Annotated in this window: 27 protein-coding genes and 1 tRNA gene; 16 read left to right on the forward strand and 12 right to left on the reverse strand. The window is 40.0% G+C overall.

The genetic code is table 11. The features are described 5' to 3' along the window. Positions 1-27: 27 nt before the first annotated feature. The gene (locus tag I6J03_RS02830) at positions 28-966 is read left to right on the forward strand and encodes a malate dehydrogenase (protein WP_003010539.1); all 939 of its coding nucleotides are present in this window, start codon (positions 28-30) and stop codon (positions 964-966) included. A 40-nt stretch (positions 967-1,006) separates the two neighbouring features. Beyond that, positions 1,007-1,450, forward strand: coding sequence for a retropepsin-like aspartic protease (locus I6J03_RS02835; protein WP_003010537.1), 444 nt, complete (start codon positions 1,007-1,009; stop codon positions 1,448-1,450). On the opposite strand, the gene I6J03_RS02840 is transcribed toward I6J03_RS02835, so the two are convergent. Beyond that, complete coding sequence (locus I6J03_RS02840) at positions 1,422-2,666, reverse strand: MFS transporter (protein WP_003010535.1); 1,245 nt, start codon at positions 2,664-2,666, stop codon at positions 1,422-1,424. The two genes, I6J03_RS02835 and I6J03_RS02840, sit on opposite strands and share 29 nt — an antisense overlap. A 201-nt stretch (positions 2,667-2,867) precedes the next feature. Between I6J03_RS02840 and fsa the strand changes: the two genes are divergently transcribed. The 3 genes from fsa (at position 2,868) to rnr (ending at position 6,752) form a co-directional block, all read left to right on the forward strand. Then, positions 2,868-3,527, forward strand: coding sequence for a fructose-6-phosphate aldolase (gene fsa, locus I6J03_RS02845; protein ID WP_003010533.1), 660 nt, complete (start codon positions 2,868-2,870; stop codon positions 3,525-3,527). 100 nt (positions 3,528-3,627) lie between these two features. Further along, positions 3,628-4,092, forward strand: a complete 465-nt coding sequence (locus I6J03_RS02850; protein ID WP_003010531.1) for a Fur family transcriptional regulator — start codon at positions 3,628-3,630, stop codon at positions 4,090-4,092. A 530-nt stretch (positions 4,093-4,622) separates the two neighbouring features. Next, positions 4,623-6,752, forward strand: coding sequence for a ribonuclease R (gene rnr, locus I6J03_RS02855; RefSeq protein WP_003010530.1), 2,130 nt, complete (start codon positions 4,623-4,625; stop codon positions 6,750-6,752). Between the two features lie 90 nt (positions 6,753-6,842). On the opposite strand, the gene I6J03_RS02860 is transcribed toward rnr, so the two are convergent. Together I6J03_RS02860 and I6J03_RS02865 are read right to left on the reverse strand one after the other, a co-directional pair. Further along, entirely contained in the window at positions 6,843-9,032 is a 2,190-nt protein-coding gene (locus I6J03_RS02860) for a hypothetical protein (RefSeq protein WP_003010528.1), read from the reverse strand. 146 nt (positions 9,033-9,178) lie between these two features. Beyond that, entirely contained in the window at positions 9,179-9,586 is a 408-nt protein-coding gene (locus I6J03_RS02865) for a hypothetical protein (RefSeq protein ID WP_003010527.1), read from the reverse strand. 295 nt (positions 9,587-9,881) lie between these two features. Between I6J03_RS02865 and rpsL the strand changes: the two genes are divergently transcribed. The 4 genes from rpsL (at position 9,882) to rpsJ (ending at position 13,412) form a co-directional block, all read left to right on the forward strand. Continuing rightward, on the forward strand, positions 9,882-10,295 hold the full coding sequence (gene rpsL, locus I6J03_RS02870; protein ID WP_002993550.1) for a 30S ribosomal protein S12: 414 nt from the start codon (positions 9,882-9,884) through the stop codon (positions 10,293-10,295). Between the two features lie 19 nt (positions 10,296-10,314). After that, on the forward strand, positions 10,315-10,782 hold the full coding sequence (gene rpsG / locus I6J03_RS02875) for a 30S ribosomal protein S7 (RefSeq protein WP_003010523.1): 468 nt from the start codon (positions 10,315-10,317) through the stop codon (positions 10,780-10,782). A 129-nt stretch (positions 10,783-10,911) separates the two neighbouring features. Continuing rightward, positions 10,912-13,035: an elongation factor G gene (gene fusA / locus I6J03_RS02880; protein ID WP_003010521.1), complete on the forward strand. Its 2,124-nt coding sequence runs from the start codon at positions 10,912-10,914 to the stop codon at positions 13,033-13,035. A gap of 71 nt (positions 13,036-13,106) precedes the next feature. Continuing rightward, the gene (gene rpsJ, locus I6J03_RS02885; RefSeq protein ID WP_002993539.1) at positions 13,107-13,412 is read left to right on the forward strand and encodes a 30S ribosomal protein S10; all 306 of its coding nucleotides are present in this window, start codon (positions 13,107-13,109) and stop codon (positions 13,410-13,412) included. A gap of 216 nt (positions 13,413-13,628) precedes the next feature. Here the strand turns inward: rpsJ and I6J03_RS02890 are convergent, their stop codons facing one another. The 5 genes from I6J03_RS02890 to I6J03_RS02910 all read right to left on the reverse strand — a co-directional run bounded on the left by I6J03_RS02890 (position 13,629) and on the right by I6J03_RS02910 (position 17,632). Next, on the reverse strand, positions 13,629-14,273 hold the full coding sequence (locus I6J03_RS02890; protein WP_003010517.1) for an OmpW family outer membrane protein: 645 nt from the start codon (positions 14,271-14,273) through the stop codon (positions 13,629-13,631). A gap of 46 nt (positions 14,274-14,319) precedes the next feature. Beyond that, the gene (locus I6J03_RS02895) at positions 14,320-14,955 is read right to left on the reverse strand and encodes an outer membrane beta-barrel protein (RefSeq protein ID WP_003010514.1); all 636 of its coding nucleotides are present in this window, start codon (positions 14,953-14,955) and stop codon (positions 14,320-14,322) included. 114 nt (positions 14,956-15,069) lie between these two features. Further along, positions 15,070-15,705, reverse strand: a complete 636-nt coding sequence (locus I6J03_RS02900; RefSeq protein ID WP_003010513.1) for an outer membrane beta-barrel protein — start codon at positions 15,703-15,705, stop codon at positions 15,070-15,072. Between the two features lie 159 nt (positions 15,706-15,864). Further along, positions 15,865-16,926, reverse strand: coding sequence for an AI-2E family transporter (locus I6J03_RS02905; protein ID WP_003010512.1), 1,062 nt, complete (start codon positions 16,924-16,926; stop codon positions 15,865-15,867). Between the two features lie 115 nt (positions 16,927-17,041). After that, positions 17,042-17,632: a porin family protein gene (locus tag I6J03_RS02910; protein WP_201694139.1), complete on the reverse strand. Its 591-nt coding sequence runs from the start codon at positions 17,630-17,632 to the stop codon at positions 17,042-17,044. Positions 17,633-17,919: 287 nt separating this feature from the next. On the opposite strand from I6J03_RS02910, the gene I6J03_RS02915 reads away from it, so the two are divergent. Together I6J03_RS02915 and I6J03_RS02920 are read left to right on the forward strand one after the other, a co-directional pair. Continuing rightward, positions 17,920-17,990: transfer RNA gene (locus I6J03_RS02915), tRNA-Cys, on the forward strand. 31 nt (positions 17,991-18,021) lie between these two features. Beyond that, positions 18,022-18,201, forward strand: a complete 180-nt coding sequence (locus I6J03_RS02920) for a hypothetical protein (protein ID WP_002993525.1) — start codon at positions 18,022-18,024, stop codon at positions 18,199-18,201. A gap of 34 nt (positions 18,202-18,235) precedes the next feature. Here the strand turns inward: I6J03_RS02920 and I6J03_RS02925 are convergent, their stop codons facing one another. After that, complete coding sequence (locus tag I6J03_RS02925) at positions 18,236-19,000, reverse strand: copper homeostasis protein CutC (RefSeq protein WP_003010510.1); 765 nt, start codon at positions 18,998-19,000, stop codon at positions 18,236-18,238. Positions 19,001-19,063: 63 nt separating this feature from the next. On the opposite strand from I6J03_RS02925, the gene I6J03_RS02930 reads away from it, so the two are divergent. From I6J03_RS02930 to I6J03_RS02940, 3 genes are all read left to right on the forward strand, one after another. Further along, the gene (locus I6J03_RS02930) at positions 19,064-19,789 is read left to right on the forward strand and encodes a hypothetical protein (RefSeq protein WP_232279807.1); all 726 of its coding nucleotides are present in this window, start codon (positions 19,064-19,066) and stop codon (positions 19,787-19,789) included. 12 nt (positions 19,790-19,801) lie between these two features. Beyond that, complete coding sequence (gene gloA2, locus I6J03_RS02935; RefSeq protein ID WP_003010508.1) at positions 19,802-20,194, forward strand: SMU1112c/YaeR family gloxylase I-like metalloprotein; 393 nt, start codon at positions 19,802-19,804, stop codon at positions 20,192-20,194. Between the two features lie 375 nt (positions 20,195-20,569). Further along, positions 20,570-20,971 (forward strand): hypothetical protein, encoded by a 402-nt coding sequence (locus I6J03_RS02940; RefSeq protein ID WP_003010506.1) that lies wholly within the window; start codon positions 20,570-20,572, stop codon positions 20,969-20,971. A 107-nt stretch (positions 20,972-21,078) separates the two neighbouring features. On the opposite strand, the gene I6J03_RS02945 is transcribed toward I6J03_RS02940, so the two are convergent. Then, positions 21,079-21,264 carry a hypothetical protein gene (locus I6J03_RS02945; protein WP_003010505.1) on the reverse strand — a complete coding sequence of 62 codons (186 nt, stop codon included), beginning with the start codon at positions 21,262-21,264 and terminating at the stop codon, positions 21,079-21,081. 62 nt (positions 21,265-21,326) lie between these two features. After that, the gene (locus tag I6J03_RS02950) at positions 21,327-21,890 is read right to left on the reverse strand and encodes a DUF1572 family protein (RefSeq protein ID WP_003010504.1); all 564 of its coding nucleotides are present in this window, start codon (positions 21,888-21,890) and stop codon (positions 21,327-21,329) included. 58 nt (positions 21,891-21,948) lie between these two features. Here I6J03_RS02950 and I6J03_RS02955 point away from each other — a divergent pair, with 58 nt between their 5' ends. Further along, positions 21,949-22,356: an NUDIX hydrolase gene (locus tag I6J03_RS02955; protein WP_003010503.1), complete on the forward strand. Its 408-nt coding sequence runs from the start codon at positions 21,949-21,951 to the stop codon at positions 22,354-22,356. Positions 22,357-22,372: 16 nt separating this feature from the next. On the opposite strand, the gene I6J03_RS02960 is transcribed toward I6J03_RS02955, so the two are convergent. Further along, positions 22,373-23,080 carry a 3-keto-disaccharide hydrolase gene (locus I6J03_RS02960; protein ID WP_003010502.1) on the reverse strand — a complete coding sequence of 236 codons (708 nt, stop codon included), beginning with the start codon at positions 23,078-23,080 and terminating at the stop codon, positions 22,373-22,375. 263 nt (positions 23,081-23,343) lie between these two features. Between I6J03_RS02960 and I6J03_RS02965 the strand changes: the two genes are divergently transcribed. Continuing rightward, the gene (locus tag I6J03_RS02965; protein WP_003010501.1) at positions 23,344-26,457 is read left to right on the forward strand and encodes a SusC/RagA family TonB-linked outer membrane protein; all 3,114 of its coding nucleotides are present in this window, start codon (positions 23,344-23,346) and stop codon (positions 26,455-26,457) included. Position 26,458: the final 1 nt, after the last annotated feature.

A 26,458-nucleotide genomic window follows, 5' to 3' on the forward strand; every position in this document is an offset into this window, starting at 1 on the left:
GTGTAAAACAAGTTAAATTCAAGGTTTATGAAAGTAACAGTAGTTGGTGCAGGAGCTGTTGGTGCAACCACAGCAGACAATCTGGTCAGAAAAAGTGTAGCAGAAGAAATCATCCTTCTGGACATAAAAGAAGGTTTTGCAGAAGGTAAAGCTCAGGACATCTCGCAGACTGCAGCTCTTCTGGGTTTTGACGCAAAAATAAAAGGTGTCACCAACGATTACGCGCAGACAGCAGGTTCTGCAGTAGCTGTTATCACTTCGGGTATACCCCGTAAACCGGGAATGACCCGCGAAGAACTCATCGGAACCAATGCAAACATTGTAAAATCTGTTGTAGAAAATCTGGTAAAACATTCTCCGGACATTATCATTGTTATTGTTTCCAATCCCATGGATACTATGACTTATCTGGCTCTTAAATCCAGCGGACTTCCTAAAAACCGTATTATCGGAATGGGCGGAACATTAGATTCAGCCCGCTTCAAATATCAGTTAAGCGAGAAGCTAAATGCCTCTCCAGCAGACCTGAATGCTATTGTAATAGGCGGACATGGTGACACAACCATGATCCCGCTGATTCAACATGCCACGTGGAACAGTATCCCCGTATCTACCTTTTTAACAAAAGAAGAACAGGACGATATTGTACAAAAAACAATGGTCGGCGGTGCTACTCTGACAGCTTTGATCGGTACATCTGCCTGGTATGCTCCGGGAGCGGCATCTGCTGCTGTAGTAGAAAGTATCGTTCGGGATCAAAATAAACTTTTCACAGCTTCTGTCTACCTGGAAGGAGAATTCGGACAGGAAGATATCAATCTGGGTGTTCCGGTAATTATCAACAAAAATGGCTGGGATCGTATCGTTCCTTTGGAACTTTCTGATGAAGAATCTCAAAAATTCAATGCAAGTGCAGAAGCTGTACGCAATATGAACAATGTGCTGAAAGAGATTAATGCGCTATAAACTATTTTTTCACCCCATATAGCGCTCTTTTCAGGCTCAAATGACTATTATTCCTTTCACGCTACTGAATCTTCAAGGTGATGGCTACCATATTGTCCTTGAAGTCGAAATATTTGACAGATCATTCAATATGGTTTTGGATACAGGTGCTTCCAAAACCGTATTGGACAAGACTACAGTGATCTCATCCGGTCTGGCTGAACAGGATCTGCAAAGCACTGATATTCTCTCTACCGGACTTGGAACCAATTCCATGGAAAGTTTTATCCTCCACCTGCCTAAAATACAAATCAGGGAATGGGAAATTAAAAAGGTAGATGTAGCGGTATTAGATCTGAGTTCGATCAACTATGCATACGAACAAATGGGCATTGAACCGGTAATAGGCGTATTAGGTGGTGATATTCTAACCCGCTACGGTGCGGTAATAGATTACAACAAACATACGGTCAGACTCAGGAGTCGCCCCGTTCGTAAAAGCTGAATTTGAACAGCCTTCTGTGAATATGCAAGCGCAGATAAGTATAATAAGCTACAGAAATCAGCACTCCTACTCCCCCCATTATATACAAGGTATTGCGCAGTCCGCAGTATTCGGCGATAACACCTACCAGTAAACTACCCAACGGAAATACACCCTGAAAAGCCATTACATAATAGCTGATAGCCCGTGCACGGTAAGCCGGTATAGCATGCGTCTGTATATAGGTATTGATACTCGAATTCTGAACCATCATAGCAAAAGAAATAACAGCTATATAGATTAAAGCAAAAGCCAGCATCTTAGATCCGGCGAGAAAGACCAGCCCGACTCCCATCGCAAGTGCTGAAAATAAAACACCATAACGAAGATTGCTTCCTGACTTAAGCCTGGCCATATTAAAGGCTCCAAGCATCGCTCCGAGCCCGGCAGCACTCTCAAACCATGAAAACGTATCGGCATTACCCGAAAACATATCTTTTGCTACAGCGGGCAATAACGAGGTGAAAGGAATAACAAACATACTCGACAGCGCCAGCAACACGATCAGCGAAGAAATATGAGGAGAATGCCGAAGATAATTAAAGCCTTCTACGAGTCCTCTCCAGGTACTCTCTTTATGATTAAGCGATACAGATTCCTTAACATTCATCAGCATCAGCATGGCAATAACAGGGATAAAACTGATAAAATTAAGACCAAAACATACCAATTCTCCATATTTACTGAGTAAAAAGCCTCCTATTGCGGGTCCTACCATTCGTGCGGCATTGAAAACGGATGAATTAAGCGCGATAGCGTTAGGCAGATCCTTTTTATTATCGACCAACAACACCATTAACGATTGGCGGCCAAGAACATCATAAGCATTGATCACGCCCTGTACAAATCCCAGGACGCTAAGCCAGAATACAGTCTCCCATTTCATGTACACCAGCAAAGTCAGTAAACCTGCCTGGATCATTAAGCCGATCTGCGTCAGAAAAACAAGTCTGTATTTTTTGTGCTTATCTACAAAACTGCCGATAAAAGGAGAGAAAAACAGGGAAGGTGATAAGGAAATAAATGTGACCAGACCCAGATAAAATACAGAATCAGTAAGACGGTAGACCAGCCAGCTGATCGCGACACGCTGCATCCATGTACCCAGTAGAGAGATAGCCTGGCCTGTTACGTGGAGTCTGAAATTGGGATATGATAAGGATCTAAAAAGCTGCATGCATGTAATTTCGGGATAAAAGTACCACTTATCTTAGCAGAATAGCGGCATTAAGGGTACATTGTTACATTCTATACAGAAAAGAAGCATAAAAGTTTGAAAAATCTGCAATATTTAATTTACACGGGGAGTATCAAGGGAAATAATTATCTTTACGCAAAATTTATTTTTTCAAACAATTAACAATCAATCCAATACATCATGAAATTTTTTATTGATACCGCTAACTTAGATCAGATAAAAGAAGCACAGGACCTAGGCGTATTAGACGGCGTAACGACTAACCCTAGTCTGATGGCTAAAGAAGGCATCAGTGGTGACGAAAACGTAATCAACCATTACAAAGCTATCTGTGCTATTGTTGAAGGCGATGTAAGTGCTGAAGTAATCTCTACCGATTATGAAAACATGATCAAAGAAGGAGAAGCATTAGCGGCGCTGGATGACAAGATTGTGGTAAAGGTACCTATGATCAAAGATGGTATCAAAGCAATCAAATATTTCAGTAAAAAAGGTATCAAAACCAACTGTACTTTGGTGTTCTCAGCAGGTCAGGCCTTGTTGGCTGCCAAAGCCGGAGCGACTTATGTATCTCCTTTTATCGGAAGATTAGATGACATTTCGACAGACGGATTAGCCCTGATCGAAGACATTCGTCTGATCTACGACAACTATGGTTTCAAAACACAAATCCTCGCTGCTTCCGTACGTCACAGTGCTCATATTTTGGGTTGTGCGAAGATCGGTGCAGATGTTATGACAGGTCCTTTATCAGCGATCGTATCCCTGCTAAAACACCCGTTAACAGACAGTGGTCTTGCACAGTTTCTGGCGGATCACGCTAAAGCTGCAGGGAAATAAAAAGTAAGACGAAAGTCATAAGAAAACCGAAAACAAGACCGGCTTGTACCGTGACTGTTTTCGGTTTTTTTATACCTGAAAGTTTATGTAAATTTGTATTATGAAGTCGATTGAAAATCCGGAAAATAAAGCTGCACAGGAAGCACATTTCACAAGCTTATTACGTTCAAACAAGTTGAAAGTAACACAGCCGAGACTGCGTGTTCTGGAGATTGTGTCGGCCAAGAATTCTGCGATATCCCAACCCGACTTAGAGAAAATTCTGGGTACGGAAATAGACCGTGTGACCCTGTACAGGATACTGGCAAATTTTGAAGAAAAAGGAATTCTCCACAAGATCTTTGACCTTAACGGAACTGCCACATACGCCATCTGCTCTACCCAATGTTCGGCACATGATCATCACGATCAGCATGTACATTTTATCTGTGCGGTCTGCAACAGCATCTTTTGTCTGGAAGAAATTTCACTTCCTAAAATCAATCTTCCCAAGAATTTCAAACTACATTCGATAGCAGTAAATGCCGTAGGTCTTTGCGACAATTGCCAGTCATTAGAAGAATAATATTCATCAGCTACACCTCTGTATCCTCCTTTTAATAATGTAGTTTTTTAATCTGCATTTGCTACATTACGCAAAAAAATTCAAGCTAAAAACAAACTTTTATATGTTGCTAAATAAAATAAACACAATTCATAAGACATTGTATTTAAAATAATTATAAAAGTTAAAATAACCAATTAATTCATATTTTTATTTTAGCAAAAACATGTAAAAAAGATGATTTTACAATAATAATACTCTCATTTCAATTAAACGCAGATACGTGTTTTTATAATTTTAGCAAAAACAGACATATAAAACTGTAAATCAAAATAAAATATAAGCTAAAATAAATATAAAATACACATTAGAATATTTCCATAAAAACTTACCTAATCATAACCCATCTCCGCAAAATTTTACGTACATTCGGAGTACATAGAAATTTCTACTGTGAGTCAATCCTCACATGAAGAACAGCTCTCCATCTTACTTCCCTCCTCCTCTGCTCAGGAGGAAAGAACCGGAGACATAACTGTAAAATTTATTACATGAGAACAAAAAAAGACAATCCTTATAAAGAAGTGTTGACACAGATGATCGTTGACATTTTCGAAAAATCCGGAAACAAACCCCTTAACTACAAACAGGTCGCGGCGAAACTAAATGTATCCGACTCGGACAGTAAAGCAGCAATAGCTGAAGTGCTGACCATAGACCCCAAGAACAGCCCCTTTATCGAAAGCGAAAGAGGCAAGTTTCAGCTCCGTCAGATAAAGGTATATGTTACCGGAAAAGTTGATATGACGGCCGATGGTTCGGCCTATGTAATACCCGAAGATGAACTGGAAAATGACATCTTTATCGCACCCCGGAAGTTGCGTCAGGCTCTGCATGGAGACATCGTCAAAGTACACACGTACGAGAAGCGCAAAGGCCGCAAAAAGGAAGGTGAAGTGGTGGAGATTTTGCAAAGAGCGAAGACCGATTTCACAGGTATTATCAACCTTTCCAAAAGCTTTGCATTCTTCATTGCGGATGACCGTAAAATGCTTCACGACATTTTCATTCCGCTGGACAATCTCAACGGTGCAAAAGATGGCGAAAAGGTAGTAGTGTCGATCACCGAATGGCCAAAAGGAAGTAAGAATCCGGTGGGGCGGGTGAAAGATGTATTAGGAAAAAAAGGAGAGAACAATACCGAAATGAATGCCATATTGGCAGACTACGGATTTCCGCTTTCCTTCCCTCCGGAAGTAGAAAAAGAAGCCAACAGTTTCTCCGCTGTCATTGACAATACAGAGATCCTGAAGCGTCGTGATTTCCGCACGATCCCAACCTTTACAATCGACCCTGCCGACGCCAAAGATTTTGATGATGCGATCTCCTTTCAGCAATTGCCGAATGGTCATTATGAGATAGGTGTACACATCGCAGATGTATCCCATTTTGTAAAACCGGATACTGCACTGGACAAAGAAGCATTCGAGCGCGCAACATCCGTCTATCTGGTGGACCGCGTGATCCCGATGCTTCCTGAGCGGCTTTCCAATGACCTGTGTTCACTCCGTCCAAACGAAGACAGACTTTGTTTCTCTGCAGTATTCGAACTCGATGACAAGGCGAATATACACGACCAGTGGTTTGGAAGAACCGTTATCCATTCAGACCGCCGCTTCTCCTATGAAGAAGCACAGGAAGTCATTGAAAACAAAGCCGGCGATTTTACAACTGAAATACTCAAACTAAACGAACTGGCCTATATCCTTCGCGAGAAAAAATTTAAAAACGGCGCGATCAGTTTCGAAAGCGAAGAAGTCAAATTCACACTGGATGAAAACGGGAAGCCTACAGGAGTATATACCAAAGTCAGAAAAGATGCACATAAGCTGATCGAAGACTTTATGCTGCTGGCCAACCGCAAAGTTGCCGAATACATCGGTAAGCAGGGAAAAGGTAAAAACAAGCTAACATTTGTATACCGCTTCCACGACCTTCCGAACCCGGAGACCTTAACAACCTTTTCGCAGTTCGCATCCCGTTTCGGACATAAGCTGACCATACGTTCAGATAAAGAAACAGCTAAATCGCTGAATGCCTTAATGACCAAAATAGAGGGCAGCAAAGAACAAAACCTGCTGACTTCTCTGGCAGTGCGCTCTATGGCCAAAGCCGTATACACTACAAAAAACACAAGTCACTACGGTCTTGCTTTTGATTATTACACCCATTTCACTTCACCTATCCGCCGTTACCCCGATGTAATGGTGCACAGATTGCTTCAGTTCTATCTGGATGGAGGTCAAAAAGTAAATGCGGAGCATTATGAGAAGATGAGTGAACACTCTTCACAAATGGAAAAGAAAGCAGCCGAAGCGGAACGCGCATCGATCAAATACAAACAGGCAGAATTCCTGCAGGATCAGATCGGAACAGAATATACCGGTATCGTATCAGGTGTAACCGAATGGGGCATGTATGTAGAGATCGAATCCAACAAATGCGAAGGTATGGTCCGTCTCCGCGATATCACGGATGATTTCTATGTACTTGACGAAAAGAATTACGCCATAATCGGTCAGCGTAAGAAAAAGAAATACCAACTGGGGGATGAGGTACAGATCAAAGTAAAAAAGGTAGATCTGGACAAAAGACAGATTGACTTCACCCTGCTTGGATAAAATTAAGAAGTCGCATATTCCGAAAAAAAGTTATCCTGAAAATATATAAGTACTCTGATCTGCCGGCTGGCAGATCAGAGTACTTATACCCTAACGAATCATCAGCCAGGTATAGCTTTCTGCAGGAATGGCGACAGTATACGCGACCATCCCCTGTGCGTCTACATTTAATTGCCTAGCTTTTCCCTCCTGCTCACTTAGCGTGACAGTCTTACTCAATCCGGTATAATAAACCGGCAAGCGTACTGTACGGGTAATCGCACTTTTAGTCGGGTTGTACAATACAGCCAATCCCTTCTCTTTCCCTTGCGGATCTACATGCAGAATACCATCCCAGTCCCTTCCGTCAGGTCTTCTCAAATGCACCACATCCGCATTAAGGATAGTACGGTACTTTTTATACCAATCCACCACATCCATTACCATCCGCTTCGTTCGGTCTGTATCATAAAGTCTGGGACCACGATAACAGGCCTGCACACCGGCCGCATAGTACTGTACCATCAGTTGCTTGTAATCTTCAAGATGCTCATCCAAAGGTTCAATAACAGCATCTGCTCCACCGCCATGGTAAGCCGTCAGCGGAACAAAACCCCAACTCATAGACGGCGTTCGCTCCCAGGTACCATCATATATATTCTGACGGTTCAATATTTTTTGTTGTGCGCGTGATAATGCAAAATTCACTTCTCTGTATCCCAGTCCGATTTTATTCGTACCATCCAGAAAATACCAATCCGGCGCATTTATATAGACATCCATAGCATTTAGCTCATGGAAGATCTTTTTTTGAATATTCATTTGCGCCCATTGTGAATCCTCCAGGCCTTTATGGCCGGGATGATTATGTGAAGCACATACATCTCCGGGGTAGGGACCATCCATTTCCAGAATATCAAATCCCGTCTGTTTAAAAAAATCAACAATTGCTTCAGCATATTTCAACCCCCATTCACTGGCCATACATGGCGCATTTCCAAAAAATGCTCCCCCGGGCTTTCCTGTCTTCGGATCTATAACATCTGTTTCTGCAGAGATTTTACGGGAACTGAACAGCGTATATCCTCCAATCCTTACGCCTTTACTTTTGGCATATATTGCCAGTTTCTTCCATTTAGCATGGTTAGCTGCAGAACTATCTTCCATATTAAGATGACTTCCGAAACTCAATATCACCGCTTCGTAACCTACTGCTGCAGCCTGATCAATAGCCGCCCGCACATCATCATCATTTTTACTTACCAAGTGCATAAAGATCGGATTTGCAGTCACCCATGGAGACAACAGACGGTACATGCGCCCAACAGCAAGTCCTCTGCGCTCCCGGTCATAGCTATCGTGTAACAACTCATATGTCTTGACCGACTCAAACACTTTATCATCTGCAAGAGCAATATCAGAAACCTTAGCAGGATAGATCTTAACCCTAACCGGAGTCTTCAGATCATAATTGACCTGAGAAGTATAGGCAGAGTCCGTTTCCCAATGTGTTGTCTGGTCCGAAAGGCGGTATTGCATAGCATTATTGTATGCATAATTGGTTTCAAAATATATCCCGCTTTGCTTTAGCATCTGATCGGTTTCCCCGACTACAGCAGATTCTTCCTCCACCAGACTCAGCACTTCATGAACGACTCTGTTCACCGTTAAAGATTTTCCGGATTGATTTTTTATTGTCACCCACTTGCGAATCACAGGTAGCTTATCATAAATCTCGTAATGCACCTGCACTGTGACACCCGGCAATTTCGGATGCTGATAGCGAAATACAATAGCCTTTCCTTTTGGGATGCTGCTGTTGCTACTCCAGAAGACATGATTTGCCTTTATAGGAGCACTCAGGGGAACCATCTCATGCGACACATAATAAAAACCATCCTTTTTCTTTTTAAATGACGGGAGCCATTCGGTGAGTAAATACGCTTTCTCCTTCTGGCCGTCCAGGCCTCCCACAGAATAATCTGTACCATTAATATTCACCCATGCTTCCGGCTCTACCGCACGAATCAGTTGCTGACCGGTACGCAGATTACTGTAATCATAGCACACCAGATCCGGAGCTAACCGAAATGAGCGACGTACAAGACCATTATCCAGTATCACATCAGTCCGATCCTTAGTTTCGTATATTTCAGCTTTATACTCTTCCGCATTGATCAGCCAGTCTTTACCGTCAACCCTGGAATAATAAGCATCTGTATACAAAAGGTTACTTTGTGCCATTACCTCCATACGAGACAACAACAGCAAACCGAAACAAATAAAGGCAGTCTTTTTCATGGATAAGTTTTCTTAATTGATAACCCTAACATACGGAATTTCACAGAGAGCCCTATGCAACTTTTTGATTACCTTAGAAGTAGGTGAAATAAAAAAAGGAGGATATTTTCATATCCTCCTTTAATTTATTCAATTTCTATATTGAATTATTGCTTAGTACCGTTAAATGAATATTCCAATTGTCCTTCAGAAGTTCTTTCTGCTACAAACATCAATCCTTTATTCTCGAAAGTATAAATAAGAGATCCCTGAGGTTCTGTAGCAACAGCCTGAATAGAGATATTCATATTATTTATTACTTCAAGTTCTCTTACAGGCAGATTCAGGGAAGTATTCTGCGCTGTTACTTTAACCTTTTTATCATTCACTTTTGTAATGACTAATGTTTGATCAAATACTTCTGCGCCACCGATAATTTTGATCGTACCTTTGTAGTTTCCTAATACCGCATCTATACTGCCTCCGCTTGGTGCAGGATCATCTTTATCAGAACATCCTACAAATGCTACCATTACTAAGGCTACTACCATTGAATACATCGCTTTCATTTTCATAATATCAATTGTTTTTTGTAAATAAATTTTAGTTTTTCATGCTCAGCCTTGCAAATCTATGGCCAAAAGAAGATCAAAACCGCATTGTAAACTCATAAAAATGAAAATTACCCGTAAACAGGTACACGATTTTCAGGTATTGAAAAACCACATCTTCACTCCTGTACTAAAAACAACACATCAAAAAAAACAATTAAAATTTATTGGCTAACTATTTAATATTCAAAACAGAATCGCTATCTTTGCGGACTTTAAAAAATTATTTTTAATAAATTTTATAATCAAAAACAGGTAAATGCCTACTATTCAACAATTAGTTAGAAAAGGTAGAGTAGCTCTGGTAGACAAGAGTAAGTCTCCAGCGTTGGACAGCTGTCCACAGCGAAGAGGTGTGTGTACACGTGTATACACTACTACCCCTAAAAAACCAAACTCAGCAATGCGTAAAGTAGCTCGTGTACGTTTAACAAACGGTAAAGAGGTCAACGCTTACATCCCCGGAGAAGGTCACAACTTACAAGAGCACTCGATCGTATTGATCCGTGGTGGTCGTGTAAAAGATTTACCAGGTGTACGTTACCACATTATCCGTGGTGCATTAGATACTTCAGGTGTAGCAGGTCGTAACCAACGTCGTTCTAAATACGGAACTAAACGCCCTAAACCAGGACAAGCAGCTGCAGCTCCTGCAAAAGGTAAAAAGAAATAATTAAACGGAGGAAAGAGAAATGAGAAAATCAAAACCAAAAAAGAGAATCATTCTACCTGATCCAAAGTTTAATGACGTTCAGGTAACACGTTTTGTAAACAACATGATGTATGACGGTAAAAAATCTATCGCCTATGACATCTTTTACAAAGCAGTAGAATTAGTAGAACAAAAAACTAGCGAAAGTGGTTTAGAGACTTGGAAAAAAGCTCTAAACAACGTTATGCCAGCCGTAGAGGTTAAATCTCGTCGTGTAGGTGGTGCTAACTTCCAGGTTCCTATGGAAGTACGTCCTGAGCGTAAGATTGCTTTAGGTATGAAATGGTTAATTTCGTACTCACGCAAACGTGGTGAAAAGACGATGTTCGAAAAATTAGCAGGAGAGATCATTTCAGCTTCTAAAGGTGAAGGTGCTGCTGTTAAGAAAAAAGAGGATACGCACAAAATGGCGGAAGCTAACAAAGCGTTCTCACACTTCAGATTTTAATTTTGAAGAATTCAAAAAAATATGGATACACCGATTCCACAGTATAGCTTACGCTGTATTTAGAGTCGGTGTACTTATTTAAAAGCAAAACACAAAGTTCATAGCGAACTAAGCGCATACAAAACTTATATGGCAAGAGACTTAAAATTCACTAGAAATATCGGTATCGCTGCTCACATCGATGCTGGTAAAACTACAACTACAGAGCGTATTCTTTACTACTCTGGAGTTAACCACAAAATTGGAGAGGTACACGAAGGTGCATCTACGATGGACTGGATGGAGCAAGAGGCTGAGCGTGGTATCACGATCACTTCTGCTGCTACAACAGTATTCTGGAACTACCGTAACCAAAAATATCAGGTAAACGTTATCGATACTCCCGGACACGTGGATTTCACGGTTGAAGTAAACCGTTCATTACGTGTATTGGATGGATTGGTATTCTTATTTTCTGCAGTTGATGGTGTTGAGCCTCAGTCTGAGACAAACTGGAGATTAGCAGATAACTACAAAGTGCCTCGTATCGGATTCGTTAATAAAATGGACCGTTCCGGAGCTGACTTCCTGAAAGTTGTAAAACAAGTTAAGCAAATGTTAGGTTCTGACGCTGTAGCGTTACAATTACCTATCGGAGCAGAAGATACGTTCACAGGTGTAGTTGACCTGATCAACAACCGTGGTATCGTATGGAATGAGCATGATAAAGGTATGACCTTTACCGAAGTGCCTATTCCAGATGATATGGTTGATGAAGTAGCGGAATACCGAGAGAAATTACTGGAAGCAGTAGCAGGATACGATGAGTCATTAATGGAGAAATTCTTTGATGATCCTAACTCATTGACTGAGCGTGAAATTCTGGATGCTTTACGTAAAGCTGTACTGGATAACGCCATCGTTCCTATGGTATGTGGTTCATCTTTCAAAAACAAAGGTGTTCAGACAATGCTGGATCTGGTAATGGAATTATTGCCTTCTCCTCTTGATGTAGAGGCTGTAAAAGGTACTAACCCGGATACTGGTGAAGAAATTGAGCGCAAACCATCTGTAAATGAGCCATTCGCAGCTTTAGGTTTCAAAATTGCGACTGACCCGTTTGTAGGTCGTCTATGTTTTATCCGTGCATACTCAGGTAAGTTAGATGCAGGTTCTTATGTACTGAACACCCGTTCAGGAAACAAAGAGCGTATCTCCCGTATCTTCCAGATGCACGCGAACAAACAAAACCCTATTCCATTTATCGAGGCGGGTGATATCGGTGCGGTAGTTGGTTTCAAAGACATCAAAACAGGTGATACACTTTGTGATGAGAAAGCACCTATCGTTCTGGAATCAATGACTTTCCCTGAGCCGGTTATCGGTTTGGCGATTGAGCCTAAAACTCAGGCTGACGTTGACAAATTAGGTATTGGTCTTGGTAAACTGGCAGAAGAGGATCCTACATTCGTAGTAAAATCTGATGAAGAAACTGGTCAGACAGTTATCTCCGGTATGGGTGAGCTTCACCTTGAAATCCTTATCGATCGTCTGAAACGTGAATTCAAAGTAGAGGTAAACCAGGGTGCACCTCAGGTAGCATACAAAGAGTCTATCAACGGTACTACTGAGCACCGTGAAGTATACAAAAAACAATCAGGTGGTCGTGGTAAGTTCGCGGATATCAAAGTTATTATCTCTCCTATTGATGAGGATTATGACACTTCAAAATCTGCGCTTCAATTCGTAAACGAGATTGTGGGTGGTGCTATCCCTAAAGAATACATTCCTTCTGTTCAAAAAGGTTTCGAAAGCTCATTGAACAATGGTGTATTGGCGGGCTATCCATTATCCGGAATGAAAGTTCGTTTGATCGACGGTTCATTCCACGCAGTCGATTCGGATTCACTATCATTTGAATTGGCAGCACGTATGGCTTACCGTGAAGCATTACCTAAATGTTCTCCTGTATTGATGGAGCCTATCATGAAAGTGGAGGTCCTTACACCAGAAGAAAACATGGGTGATGTAATGGGTGACTTAAACCGTCGTCGTGGTCAAATGCAAGGTTTGGACTCACGTAACGGAGCACAGGTTATCAAAGCATTAGTTCCACTTTCTGAGATGTTTGGTTATGTAACACAGTTACGTACTATCACTTCAGGCCGTGCGACTTCTACAATGGAATTCGATCACTACTCAGAAGCACCACGCAACGTTTCTGATGAGGTTATCGCTAAATCAAAAGGTAGAGTTAAAGGATCAGTAGAATAATCCTTACTAAAAATAAACCGACCTCCTATTGCTAATCGCTCTAATAGGAGGTCATTTTAAACAAATATAAAATGAGCCAAAGAATCAGAATCAAATTGAAATCTTACGATTACAATTTAGTTGACAAATCAGCTGAGAAAATCGTAAAAACTGTAAAACCTACAGGTGCAGTTGTTAGTGGACCTATTCCATTGCCTACTGAGAAAAAAATCTATACGGTATTACGTTCACCACACGTTAACAAAAAAGCACGTGAGCAATTCCAATTGTGTGCTTACAAAAGATTGTTAGATATCTATTCATCTAACTCTAAAACTGTTGACGCGTTGATGAAACTTGAATTACCTTCAGGTGTTGAAGTAGAAATCAAAGTGTGATAGATTTCAGTCACTGAAAAAACAAGAAAGGCTTCTAATCAAAAATTAGAAGCCTTTTTTATTGATGTCTGTATAACAAAAAGTACTAAAACTGATAGCCTATTCCTACAGAGATTACACGATTTTTCAGCGATGCATCATCTGAATCCTTTGCAAGCCGTCAAAAAAAGCACGAAGATATCTTCGTGCATTCTGATAAGATAAGTATAACCTTATTTAGAACTTATAGGGAAATGTAGACTGTTCAAAAAAGTTTCCAAATACATTTATATTACTGGAAAGCTCTTGATAGAGGGTAGCGCTTTCCTCTCCAGATTTAACACTTCTAAAGCCAACAATTTCACCAAGATTAAAATTAACAGCAAATCGCTTCGTCAGAAAATAATTCATTCCTAAACTGGCGCTTGCCCCATATCCTTCAATTTTTGGAATATTGACAACATTATTATCTATGATAGATTTCGGCTTTGCATTAAAATAATTCAGGTTTAGCCCTGCATATGTTTTAAATCTCGAACCCAGCTCCAGAAAATAATAACGGCCGAAAGTAGAAAAAATAAACTGTTTATTACTGGATACGAGCTCTTTGAGATCATTTTCCGGTCCCACCGTTAGTGTTAATTTGGAATTAGTTATACCTCCACTCAATCCAACAACTATTTTGTCAGAGACAAAATAACCTATAACAGGTATAAAACTTACAAAATAATCTTTGGCAACATTGTCTTTATTATCTTTTACACTATAAATTAAACCTCCTTCGATAATAATATCATTCTTTTTAAAACTGAATTCCTGAGCAGTAGCTGTAAAAGTAATCCCTACTATTACAGCAACTAAAAGTAGTATTTTCTTAAGCAAAATTTTAGGATTATTATGTTAAGTATTTCCGTTTTCAACAGAATAATTAGAATTTATACGTCAACCCAAATTGGGCTGTATTGAAAAAATTATCAAATACATTTACATTGGTATTAAACTCTGTATACGCTTTTGCTCCGTCTGTATCTTGTTTGGTGGAAGAAAAAGAAGCCACATTTGAAAACACAAAACCAACGGCAATATGCTGTGTCAGAAAGTAGTTAGCACCAATTCCGGCATCAACAGCAAAACGATTCGCCTTAGGCTCTTTAGTCGGATTAGAGTTAATTGTTTTTTCCGTACTGATACTGGCATAACTACCCGCTAATTCAGCGTATGTTTTGAAACGTGTCCCAATTTCCAGAAAGTAATACCGTCCGAATACAGCAGCACTGAAAACATTAATTTTTGCTTCAGCTTTGCCTAGTGACAATTGCGTAACCTCTTTCTTGTTACTGAAACCTAACCCTGCTCCTACTGCGATTTTATCGGTTACAAAGTATCCGAATTTTGGATTGAACAGAAGATTAGACTTTTTACTGTCTGCGGTTTTATCATTCTTATTAGAAGATTGATAAAATCCTTCCGCAATAAAATCGGTCTTTTTGTATCCGAATTCCTGTGCCTGAGTCATAAAAGAAAAACCTGCGATTGCAGTAATCGTAAGTAATAGTTTTTTCATATAAAATACAATTAATTAAGTTTGTAATATAGTATTTTCTTTTATAACAAAAAAGCGTAGATGAAAATTTCATCTACGCTTATAATAAACATTCGTACGAGACGAATAGTTAAATTAGAATTTGTAAGTCAAACCAAATTTAGCTGTGTTGAAGAAGTTATCAAACACGTTGATATTTGTATTGAAGTTAGTAGTAGATTTAGCACCATCCACATCTACTTTAGATGAGTTGAATGATACTACGTCAGCAAAAGCAAAACTAACAGCGATACTGTTTGTCAGGAAGTAGTTAGCACCTACACCTGCATTGATTCCGAAACCTTTAGTTTTGTCGAATTTAGTTGTAGTTGTACCGTTGTTTGATTCACCACCGATCTGGCTGTAACCAGCACCTAATTCAGCGTAAGTTTTGAAACGTGAACCTACTTCCAGAAAGTAGTAACGACCAAAAGCACCAATACCAAAAGCATTGTTCTTAGTGTAGCTTTCTACATCGTTTGTAGTTTTTGTAGTTTTAGAGTTACCAACGCCTAACTCAAGACCTACAGCGATTTTATCTGTTACGAAGTAACCGAATTTTGGGTTGAAATTGAAGTTAGAAACTTTCTCATCTTTTGATTTGTCATTTTTGTTAGATGACTGGAAGTAACCTTCAACGATGAAATCAGTTTTTTTGAAACCAAATTCCTGTGCCTGAGAAGCGAATGTTAAGCCTGCAACTGCAGCGATTGTAAGTAAAATTTTCTTCATATCTGTATGAATTTTTGTTTTATGATGGCGCAAAGGTAGTGCTTCAAAACACAAAAACAAAACATTTTACTGTCATTAATTAATCCTGAAAATAAGTATTATATACTACAGAAAAACTAACGATAATCTAGTTAACCACATAAGCCTCTCATATTCAGCTTATTTCTCAACTTTTTCTTCGCCTAATAAAAATCCCCATGGCTTTAGTTCATCTACTCTATCCATAACAATTTTTACAATTGCAAGCAGAGGAATAGCTAAAAACATACCCGAAATACCCCAGATCAGCTCCCCGCATACAATAGCCATCATCGCGAAAAGTGAATTTATCTTTACTTTGGATCCCACGACTTTCGGTACAATGACATTGCTATCTATCATATGGATAATGCTCATCGCAACAAACACAAATAAGACATGAGAGAAGGTAGATGTGGCGAAGGTAATCAGCGCTACAATAAACATAGAAGAGAAAATGCCTATGTACGGCAGCACATTAAATACACCGGTAATAATAGCCAGCAACAGACTGTATTTGACACCAATAATGGCCAAAGCAATATACACCAGGGTCGTCACAATCAGCATTTGCAGCAATAGCCCTATCAGGTATCTTTTGACTACGTATTGCACTTCAGCAACGATTTCTAACACGACAGGATGATCTTCCTTGGCATTGAGATACAGCAGGAACCGTACAATATGCCCTCTGTAGATAAGAATAAAAAAGGTATATAAAAATGTAAAAACCAGAAAAATGGCAATAGATGACAACGACATCAGTGCTGTACCCAGGATTAACGTACCTGAATCTACCGATTTAGATGCTGTCTTATTCAGAAGATTCATTTGTTCATTATACTGAATTCCGAACTGATGATTTACCCAGTCCTGCACGACCTCTACCCCATCCAGTATCTGATGCTTGAATGCGGGCCAGTCTTCCTGCAACATAGAAAGCTGAGACGCCAGCAGATATAGTCCGGTTGCTAATCCTCCAAAAAACAAAACAATACATACAATACCGGCCAGCGTACGCGGAAAACGTAATTTCTTTTCTAACAGTGTACTCAACGGAGTCAACAGCATAGCAAACAATATCCCCAGTATAAGCGGTACAATAATAGTATCTCCTATCCTGGCCAGATACCCCAGGATAACAATACTAATAAGGATACAAGCCAATTTTATATAAAAAGGCAGGGATATAAATTTTTGCATATGATCAGATTTCTTGGATAACAAACCTAAGTTAATAATGTTTTCGGGATAATAATACAAAAAAATAGAGGTTGCCTGACAGACAACCTCTATATACTATTCAATTACTAACAGATTAGAATTGGAAACCAACTCCAAATGATAGTACACGGTTTTTAGCAGATCCATTACCGGATCCTGACATATCAGTCAGACCAAAGCTATATCCTCCATTTATTAAAAATCCGTTTGATAATTTGTAACCAAGCATTGTATTGATACCTGCATCAAAGCGTTTATATCCATTATCTCCCCATTTAACATCTTCTTTAATATCTCCTGCTTTAGTTTTACCTGAAATACCATAAGCGGCATACGGTCCAGCTCCAATAAATACATTACCTGCTCCTGCGGGAATATAGTAAACCGCATTAACCGGCACTTCCAGATACATTAAGTTAGTCGTTACATCCGTATTATTCACTTCACCCCATTTACCACCTTTACCTTGTAATGATAATCCCGGCTGAATAGAGAAACTAGGTGCTACAGGAAGATCTGCGTATCCAGTCAGATAGAAATTAGTGGAAGTACTTGTTGATCCATTATTATCTGAAAACGCTATTTTCGGCAAGTTCAGACCTGCTTTAATACCATAACTTACCTGAGCCTGAGCTCCTGCAGCTAAAAGAAATGCTGCTCCTAATGAAAGTAAAATCTTTTTCATAACAATTTTCTTTAATTTTTTAATGTCCCTTTATAGACACTAGTCATATAGCAAGTTTGAGACCAAAAAGAAAACCAAACAAATTCAACGGCATAATTACCTGAAAACAAGTACATTCAAATAATGTTAAATTTTTCACTCTTAATATCCGGACTCGTAATAACATTTTTTTAATCTTCCATATTCTGCTATACCACACATTTTAAAAATTTGTTTGTCCAATCCCTTTTTTATATCAAATAATAATTTTAATTTTGCATTCCCTTCAGGGGATAAGTAATTAATATGGTCGGATGGCCGAGTGGCTAGGCAGAGGTCTGCAAAACCTCCCACAGCGGTTCGAATCCGCTTCCGACCTCGTTTTATTGACAGAAAAAAGATTTAACAAAATGGGAGTTACACGTTTAAAAAGAAAAGATAGAAGAAACAAAACTGTATCACGTGTTGAAGTACAGTTCTTGAAATTAGGTCGTAATATCGAATTAGGTTCTAAATCACAGATGCCTAAAGATAGTCAGATCACTAAAAACAACGCTATCTTAGATCAGTTAGCTTCAAAAGCGAAATAACTAAAGATTTTTTTATTTTTTCCTTTAAAGTTGCTTAACGCAACTTTAAAGGTTTTTTTAAGATGTCTGCCATTAGGCGGACTTTTTTCGTAGAAGACAATACCGTCCCTTCGTCCATCCCCGTCACTTTATTATCTTTATACAACATCCCACTCCCTACATCTTCTTTTGCAGAACTATGCACTGATAAAGCATGTGTATAAGACAGCAATTCAGCAATATTATTTTCATTCACTCCCCCACCCGGCATAATCTCTATCCGTCCCTCTGCCTTACCAATCAATTCACGTAACAATTCTCTGCCCTCCCATGCTGTATTCGCTTGTCCTGAGGTCAGAATGCGATCACAGCCAAGTGAAATAATATCCTCCAGACTACTATAGGGATCCCTGCATTTGTCAAATGCACGGTGAAAGACCACTTTCAATGGCCTTGCGGTTTCTATTACCTCTTGCATGCGTGGTATGTCTACATTTCCTTCATTATCCAGAATACCCACTACTATCCCATCGCATTTAATCTCTTTACAATAGGACACATCGGCTAATATCTCATTAAACTCATCATCCGAATACAGAAAATCTCCGCCTCGCGGCCGGATCAGCACATGAATACCGATAGAAAGCCTTTCCCTTGTGATTCGGATCTGCCCGTAGGACGGCGTAGTTCCACCATTTTCGAGATTCTGGCACAACTCAACCCGGCTTGCGCCTCCTTCTTCTGCCGCAACAGCAGAGGTAATTGAATTGGCACATATCTCCAATCTATACCCGTTCAGATCTTTTTCTTTTCCAATCATACTTTTTTTTGCGTGAAAATACCAAAATTGATTAGCTTTAAGAAGATTGAAAAATTTATTACTATGAAATTCAAACTATTTTTATCACTCTTCCTGTGCTTAGTCTTCAGTACAGCTTTTGCGCAGCATAAAAAATTTAAGTTCATAGATGAACTCTGTGAATATGAAGGAACGTATGACAGTAAAAAGTATACTGAGCAACAACTCAAAGACACCTACAACCTTTATTATGGAGAAAGCTGGTTACTTTCTGCTGCTGATTACAGACACAGGAGCAAACCAACAGAGCAGGTATTAACCGAACTGAAAACTGAATACCAGACTAAAAGAGCTAAATTAAAAGGCTTTCAACTTGTCAAAAATCCCGTATTTATATCCTTCCGCGACTCTCTGGTTCTGTCGATGGATCAGGAATATCTAGCCAAATCAGCTTTGGTAAAAGCATTGAAAGACCCGAAGGCTCTGTTGGAATATAAGGCGCCTGACAGTTGTGCCATCAACTACACCAAACCTCTGGTCGAAGGAGGTGAGGCTTTACTGAAAGCTTATGAAGTATTGACAAAATACCAAATGAAAAACAATGGAGACCCGCAGCGCCTGTATGACAAATATCTCAGTAACATACAAAGCAGCCAAAAGTATGAAGCGGCGTTTAATGAAGTTATTATCTATGGCTGGTGGAATTGTGTCAATCATTTTATTCCACGCCCTACATATGATGCCAGATTTAGCGAAAACTATCACAAATTGTTTATAAAAGTCGATACACTTGATTGTGACGAACCTTAATCTTTCTGAATAATGCATCTGTCATTAGTAAAAATACATCATGTCGCTGTAATATGCAGCGATTATCAGGTATCCAAAAAATTCTATACCGAAATACTGGGTATGCATATTATTCAGGAGACATACCGCAAAGAACGTGATTCCTACAAATTGGATCTGGCTATTGGTTCAGAGTATATTATTGAACTATTCTCCTTTCCTAATCCTCCGCCACGACCAACACATCCGGAGGCCTGCGGACTGAGGCACCTGTCCTTTTTGGTGGAGAATATCAAGGAAGAAGTTGCCAAACTGGATAAGGCCGGTATCCCTCATGAACAGATCAGAACTGACGAACTGACAAATAAAGAATTTGTATTTTTTGCAGATCCGGATGGTTTACCGATTGAATTGTATCAGTTGTAATACCACAACGACCCTCAAAATAGTACAGGGAGCTTACAAAAAGAAATATGGAGAAGGTAAAAATAAATCAGGTATTTTAACAAAAAAGGTCTTCAATCGGGGAGATTGAAGACCTTAACTAACCAATTATTAACCTAAATTATGAGCTGTAAAGGTAAGGATGATCCGGTCCTCCACCAAATATCTACCAACCTTTAACGTAGTTTTAACATTCGCAGGGCTCTCCCAAATATCCAATCTGTCTATCTTTTCCACAGCAGACGGGTAATGTTAAAAAATTCAAAAAAACCAAACAAAATATAACACAATCTGTTAGCTACTAATAACATAACTATAAACTAACATATTGAATAACACTTAAATACTTCAAGAGTCATGTCTATTATATCAAAAGAAACAGAGATTCAGGAACGTTTGAGTAGTGTCTATGACGCTTTAAAATCAACGAAAGAACAATTGCGTAATGAATTAAGTGTCTTACGAGAGCGGTATGAAGATGCCTGTCTTCACCACATAGAATCAGGTTTTCAAAAGGAACAAGTATGGATACAGGAATCCGACAATCACCATCGCAAATATCTGGAATATGATATCCACAATTTTTTACTGGACATTATCTCCGACTACCGTGATCTGGACGGATATTTTCCGGAATATTCCTTAATGGTCAATAATATTGAAGAACTTATGTTTGCCTACGTGAATGAAGAAAAATACGAGGTGGCGGCAATCCTTAAGCAATGGCTCAACCGCTTCAAAATCATCGATTCTATCTGACTCATCTACTTACACGATCGCCTCTTCTTACAGACTCAGACATTCAATATACATTGACTCTAAAGAATATAGTGCTGTACAGCCATTACTCCTGCGATGTAATGATGTTATCGGTGTTTCTTTTTTTGTTGACCCGGAGCAAATTCTTTTGCAGACTTTTTTCCATAGACTTTTTTTGCCTGCCCCGGAGGCATTCCTCCATTTCCGCGACCATGACTGTGATGTGTAGCACAAGAACCAAGTGTTCCTAATACAAAAACCAAAGCGGCAAGGTATAAAATAGTTTTTTTCATCTCTCTCTAACTTAAAATTACTATACCGCAGAGGTTCAACAATCAGGCCACATTTACAACCTTCAGGATTTCGGTTTTAGCACTTCATCGGTAAAATGTTCTCTATGCGGTTCCTGAGCAAACTTTTCCTGATTATATGTCTGGGATTTTCCTTTAGGTATGGACAGGCTCTTCCAGTTGGATCCAGCCTGTATCTTGCCTAATACCACAATCTGCCCTACATGATACGGATAGTGTGCCAACTGACGATTAATAGCTTCCAGTACGGTATGTCCCTGATTTCGAATATAGATGATACGCTCAAGATCGGATTCCTTCAGTCCGTGAAGCGCTCCAAACAGACAATCCCAGCCTGATTCCCAATACGCCAGCAATTCGGTCCTGTTAGTATAATGCAGTTCAAATTCCTCATCTCTGTTTCGCCAGGATTTCTCCCCGTCTTCTGTCAGAAAGTTTGTCCATCTCGACAGCATATTTCCGGCCAGATGCTGTATAATAAGCGCAATACTGTTACTGTCTTCATGAGACAACCAGAAAAGTTGCTGATCATTCAATTGCACAAAGGTAGAATCCGCAAGATTTTTATAATATTCAAATTGCTTTAGAACACTTGCCAAATAAGCCATCTTCTTTATTTTTAAGTATCCTTAAAGATACCTACTTTTAAAAACAAATTAGATACAGATGAAAAAATTAGATACGGCAGGATTGGTTATTGTAAAAGAAAATAGCATACTACTGGCTTTCAGCAAAAACAAGAAAGCCTGGTATCTGCCGGGTGGCAAAATTGATCAGGGAGAAACCGCACAACAGGCCTTGATAAGAGAAATAGAAGAAGAATTGAATGTCAGATTAGATCCCGCTTATATTCAATATTACAAACACATTCAGGCTCCGGCTTACGGAGAGGATCAACTGATGATGGAGCAGGAATGTTTTACATATCATACTGATATACATCCTACAGCAAGTCAGGAGATTGAACAGGTAGCTTACTTTGATTATGCTACCTACCGAGATGAAGCTATTCAGGTACCCGGCGTCATTAAGTTATTTGAAATACTGAAGGCAGACCAGATCATCCATTATTAAATAATAAATTACAGGATTATGGCAGCTCTATAATCCTGAAATTACGAAAATGTATTTCGGCTCCTTCTGACTCAAGACACAGATATCCTTTACGGGAAGAGGATTGACGAACTCCGTTTACAAACTTGCCGTTAACCGAAAGTTTGACTGTACCGTCCACACAGACGACCTCATAGGTATTCCATTCTCCTTTTCCTTTTGCCCGGTTCTCTATTGACTTGCTGCGCTCTCCCCTGGGATTATCCGGGATGGTCGTCACTCCTCCTGCACCAAACAGCTCTCCGTGTACGTATGCGATTGGTGGTTTGACTCCATCTCTGATATGCTGATTTACCCAATCCAGTTCCAGCATTTGCACCTCTACGCCCGCCGGCAGACGTGTACCTTCCTGCGGAACGGCATCGCACCAGATAAACACACCTGAATTACCCCCCGCTTCCATATGCTTCCACTCTACATGCAGGATAAAATTTTCATACATCTTTTCCGATCGCATCACTCCTATCGGAAGTCCTTTGCAAATCAACAGATCTTTTTGCTTATACCATGTTTCCGGACTGGTATTCACATCTATCCATTGAATAGGTTTTGCTTTTATATTCGTATTACCATTCAAGGTACTCAATGGAATCTCTGTCCCGAAAGAAAGCGTTTTCTTATCCTGAGCCCTTAACACTGTGCTGTATAAAATCAAAAAGAAAAAGGGAATTAAATAACGTTTCATGAAGGTCTATAATATGCTTGTCAGGTTATATGATAAATAGTTCTGAAAATAGGATATTTTTAACAAACCTGAAAATATGCAACTAAAATTATACAACACTTTAATTTTGTGATAAAACCTATTTAAGTAAAGAAATAACACCAAACCTTCTTTAATCTTTTAATATTTTGCTTTTGAATAGATTAATAATTACATTAGACTATCAAAATAACGTTTAATTAATTATCACCTTTTCTTCAACTACTAACCTTAAAACTACATTTATGAAAGTAAAAATGCATATGCATGCACTTTTGATTCTGGGGTTATCCTTTCAACTCCAGCATCCGTTAGATTCTTTTGCAAAAGAAAGTGCAGCTATAAAGTCCTCTCCTCCTGTTTTGTCTGTTTATCAGACTACCTTAAGAGGAAAGGTTGTCAACGAAAAAGGAGAAGGGATTGCCGGAGTTACGATCAAAAACCTGAGTGCCAATCATACGGTACAATCTTCAGCTGACGGTACATTCAGCATTCAGGGAAAAGTATCCGATAAACTGGCCTTTACCTACGTAGGATATGATGCTCTCCAGTATACGGTATCAGATACTGCTCCTATGACCATCACATTGTCCAATTCCAGCGTAGTACTGGAAGACATTACCATTACAGGTTATACAAGCTATGCAAAAAAGCTTTCCAGTAATGTGGCCACGACCATTCAGGCTAAAGCCATTGAACAGGTGCCTATGGCATCTCTGGATCAGGTATTACAGGGCCGTGTACCGGGCATGAGTGTACTGGCCAGTTCGGGACAGCCCGGAGCCAATGCCAGTGTGATTATCCGTGGTGTAGGGAGTATCAACGGAGTAACAACCCCTTTGTATGTAGTGGATGGTATTCCAATTTCCGCATCGGAGCTCAAAAACTATAATTCCAATGATTTTGAGAACGTAACGGTTTTACGTGATGCTTCTGCCAAGTCCCTTTACGGATCAAGGGGATCTAACGGAGTTATCGTTATTACGACCAAGAAAGGAAAAGCAGGCGGATTATCCGTCAATTATACTTCCCAGTACGGATTCTCCAAACTAACACGCCCAAAATTCCAGATGATGAACAGCGAACAGCGTCTGCGATTTGAGGAAGAGGTGGGGCTTGAGATGGATGATGATATCGGCCCGGGCTGGACATATTCATCCAAAAATCCGGCTAATGCCAACTGGACACCTGCCGAAGCAGCCAATGCCGGCCGTATTCTGGATAGTCTCCGCGGACTGAATGTAGACTGGAGAGATTATTTCTTTCAGACTGGAAAATTCATGGAACAACAGGCGAGTCTGAGTGGCGGAAATGAAAATGTACGTTTCTTTAATAGTGTGGGATATTATAAACAGGATGGTGTAGCCGTACGCTCTGGCCTGGAAAGGTATACCCTTCGCAGTAATGTAGATTTTAATATGAACAAATTTTCCGGAGGTGTAAATGTAACTATTGGCTATTCCAACTCCAGCTTTACGGAAGGTGTGGGCGAAAGCAGAGTCGGATCCTCTATGGCTTCCGTATTTTATGCATTGCCTTATGAATACCCTTACGCTCCCGACGGGACATTGATTCACTTTGGAAATGAAGATGACTATAATATTCTTGATCAGCGAGAAGGAAGTGCCGGTCTGGAACGTTTGCTCAATTCAAGCAGCAAAAGTGAACTGTTCAGCACCAATATAGGGATGAATCTGGCGTATCAGATTACACCGCAACTAAGAGCCCATACCCGTCTGGGAATCGACTATAAAAATACAGTAACACAAGATTATATTAATCCGGATTCATACTACGGGTCACGTAACCGTGCACCTACCATTGGTGGGAAAGGCTTGTTCGGAGAAGGATATGCCCGAACTACCAGTCTTATTTCCACATCCGGACTGACTTATCAAAATACGTTTGCAGACGAGCATAATGTAGAATTTTCCGGATATTTCGAATATTTGTATGATCGCTATCGCGCATTTGGTTATCAGGGATATGGGATAGATGGGCGGCAACCCGAAACTCCTGCAGGAGTCAACGTCAGCGCTGTCTTTCTTCCGGGAATAAACGGAGGACGTACCAGAAGTGCATTAACGTCCTTTTTAGGTGCTGGAAGATACTCGTACGCTAATAAATATTCACTGACCGCCAGTTACCGTTATGACGGATCTACAAAAGTAGCAAGAGAAAACCGCTGGCATGGATTCTATTCGGTTGGAGCCAACTGGAATGTAAAAGGAGAAGATTTTTTACAGGGTAGTACGCTTATACAAGGACTGAATATACGGGCTAGTTATGGTACTACAGCCAGTCAGTTTGCAAGTGATTTCTTATATCTGGCGACCTATCTGACGGATATTTCTTATGGAGGAGAAACCGCTATCCGTCCTGCCACAGCCGGAAATCCTCAATTTGACTGGGAGTACGTAGATGAATTCAATGCCGGATTTGATCTGGAGCTGTTTCCAAAGAAAAGGCTGAGAATTTCTGCTGACTATTATAATAAGCTCACCAGAAACATGTTTATTGACCAGCCACCTTCTTTAACATCTGGGTTTGATATCCTCTCACTTAGTTCCGGAAAGATGAGAAATCGTGGGGTGGAGTTCAGTGTTCAGGGAGATGTCATCAATAAAGATGACTTCGGTTTTACCCTGGGTGTAAACGGAGCTTATAATAAAAATAAAATTTTGTTTATATCTGATGTAACGGATGAAATGCTTGACGGAGATACCCGTATCTTAAAAGTAGGCATGCCATATGGTACATATTATGCTCCTGAATGGGCGGGTGTCAATCCGGATACAGGAGAACCACAATATTACAATCGGGACGGTTCTATTACAACTACTTATGATGAATCGTCGCAAAGTGTCACTAAGTCCGGCACGTTATACCCTTCATTTATCGGAGGATTTACCACCGGATTACGTTGGAAAGACCTGACATTGGATGCCTTATTCTCTTTTGTGACGAATGTACAACGTTGGAATAATGAAGATTTCTACAATGAAAACGCAGATTATATGACCAGTAATCAATCTATACGCATGCTGGAAAACCGCTGGAAAAAAGCCGGAGATCAGGCCATCTTACAACGTATAGATATCCCGAGACAATATACATCCAAGGATATACAGGATGCATCCTTTCTGCGTCTTCGTAATGTCAATCTGAGTTACAACCTGCCACAGTCAGCCTTGTCTAAAATCGGTTTTGTAAAAGGGGTACGCATATTTTTTCAGGGACAAAATCTACTTACCTGGACTTCATGGAGAGGTCTGGATCCTGAGAACAGTGAAGCCAGAGGCCGCTTCCAATATCCTGCACCAAGAACATATACTGCTGGTTTAAATGTTAAATTCTAAT

Origin of the sequence: Sphingobacterium spiritivorum (assembly GCF_016724845.1) — a bacterium.
Lineage (GTDB): Bacteria > Bacteroidota > Bacteroidia > Sphingobacteriales > Sphingobacteriaceae > Sphingobacterium > Sphingobacterium spiritivorum_A.

Excerpts from the sequence above, each read along its gene's own strand:
- I6J03_RS02945 (WP_003010505.1), bottom strand. The coding sequence starts at position 21,264 with ATGAAAAAAACTATTTTATACCTTGCCGCTTTGGTTTTTGTATTAGGA.
- I6J03_RS02925 (WP_003010510.1), bottom strand. The coding sequence starts at position 19,000 with ATGATTGGAAAAGAAAAAGATCTGAACGGGTATAGATTGGAGATATGT.
- I6J03_RS02960 (WP_003010502.1), bottom strand. The coding sequence starts at position 23,080 with ATGAAACGTTATTTAATTCCCTTTTTCTTTTTGATTTTATACAGCACA.
- I6J03_RS02830 (WP_003010539.1), top strand. The coding sequence starts at position 28 with ATGAAAGTAACAGTAGTTGGTGCAGGAGCTGTTGGTGCAACCACAGCA.
- I6J03_RS02850 (WP_003010531.1), top strand. The coding sequence starts at position 3,628 with ATGAAGTCGATTGAAAATCCGGAAAATAAAGCTGCACAGGAAGCACAT.
- rpsJ (WP_002993539.1), top strand. The coding sequence starts at position 13,107 with ATGAGCCAAAGAATCAGAATCAAATTGAAATCTTACGATTACAATTTA.
- I6J03_RS02900 (WP_003010513.1), bottom strand. The coding sequence starts at position 15,705 with ATGAAGAAAATTTTACTTACAATCGCTGCAGTTGCAGGCTTAACATTC.
- I6J03_RS02860 (WP_003010528.1), bottom strand. The coding sequence starts at position 9,032 with ATGAAAAAGACTGCCTTTATTTGTTTCGGTTTGCTGTTGTTGTCTCGT.
- I6J03_RS02905 (WP_003010512.1), bottom strand. The coding sequence starts at position 16,926 with ATGCAAAAATTTATATCCCTGCCTTTTTATATAAAATTGGCTTGTATC.
- fusA (WP_003010521.1), top strand. The coding sequence starts at position 10,912 with ATGGCAAGAGACTTAAAATTCACTAGAAATATCGGTATCGCTGCTCAC.
- fsa (WP_003010533.1), top strand. The coding sequence starts at position 2,868 with ATGAAATTTTTTATTGATACCGCTAACTTAGATCAGATAAAAGAAGCA.
- rnr (WP_003010530.1), top strand. The coding sequence starts at position 4,623 with ATGAGAACAAAAAAAGACAATCCTTATAAAGAAGTGTTGACACAGATG.
- I6J03_RS02965 (WP_003010501.1), top strand. The coding sequence starts at position 23,344 with ATGAAAGTAAAAATGCATATGCATGCACTTTTGATTCTGGGGTTATCC.
- I6J03_RS02920 (WP_002993525.1), top strand. The coding sequence starts at position 18,022 with ATGGGAGTTACACGTTTAAAAAGAAAAGATAGAAGAAACAAAACTGTA.
- rpsL (WP_002993550.1), top strand. The coding sequence starts at position 9,882 with ATGCCTACTATTCAACAATTAGTTAGAAAAGGTAGAGTAGCTCTGGTA.
- rpsG (WP_003010523.1), top strand. The coding sequence starts at position 10,315 with ATGAGAAAATCAAAACCAAAAAAGAGAATCATTCTACCTGATCCAAAG.
- I6J03_RS02865 (WP_003010527.1), bottom strand. The coding sequence starts at position 9,586 with ATGAAAATGAAAGCGATGTATTCAATGGTAGTAGCCTTAGTAATGGTA.
- gloA2 (WP_003010508.1), top strand. The coding sequence starts at position 19,802 with ATGCATCTGTCATTAGTAAAAATACATCATGTCGCTGTAATATGCAGC.
- I6J03_RS02910 (WP_201694139.1), bottom strand. The coding sequence starts at position 17,632 with ATGAAAAAGATTTTACTTTCATTAGGAGCAGCATTTCTTTTAGCTGCA.
- I6J03_RS02840 (WP_003010535.1), bottom strand. The coding sequence starts at position 2,666 with ATGCAGCTTTTTAGATCCTTATCATATCCCAATTTCAGACTCCACGTA.
- I6J03_RS02930 (WP_232279807.1), top strand. The coding sequence starts at position 19,064 with ATGAAATTCAAACTATTTTTATCACTCTTCCTGTGCTTAGTCTTCAGT.
- I6J03_RS02955 (WP_003010503.1), top strand. The coding sequence starts at position 21,949 with ATGAAAAAATTAGATACGGCAGGATTGGTTATTGTAAAAGAAAATAGC.
- I6J03_RS02835 (WP_003010537.1), top strand. The coding sequence starts at position 1,007 with ATGACTATTATTCCTTTCACGCTACTGAATCTTCAAGGTGATGGCTAC.
- I6J03_RS02950 (WP_003010504.1), bottom strand. The coding sequence starts at position 21,890 with ATGGCTTATTTGGCAAGTGTTCTAAAGCAATTTGAATATTATAAAAAT.
- I6J03_RS02895 (WP_003010514.1), bottom strand. The coding sequence starts at position 14,955 with ATGAAAAAACTATTACTTACGATTACTGCAATCGCAGGTTTTTCTTTT.
- I6J03_RS02940 (WP_003010506.1), top strand. The coding sequence starts at position 20,570 with ATGTCTATTATATCAAAAGAAACAGAGATTCAGGAACGTTTGAGTAGT.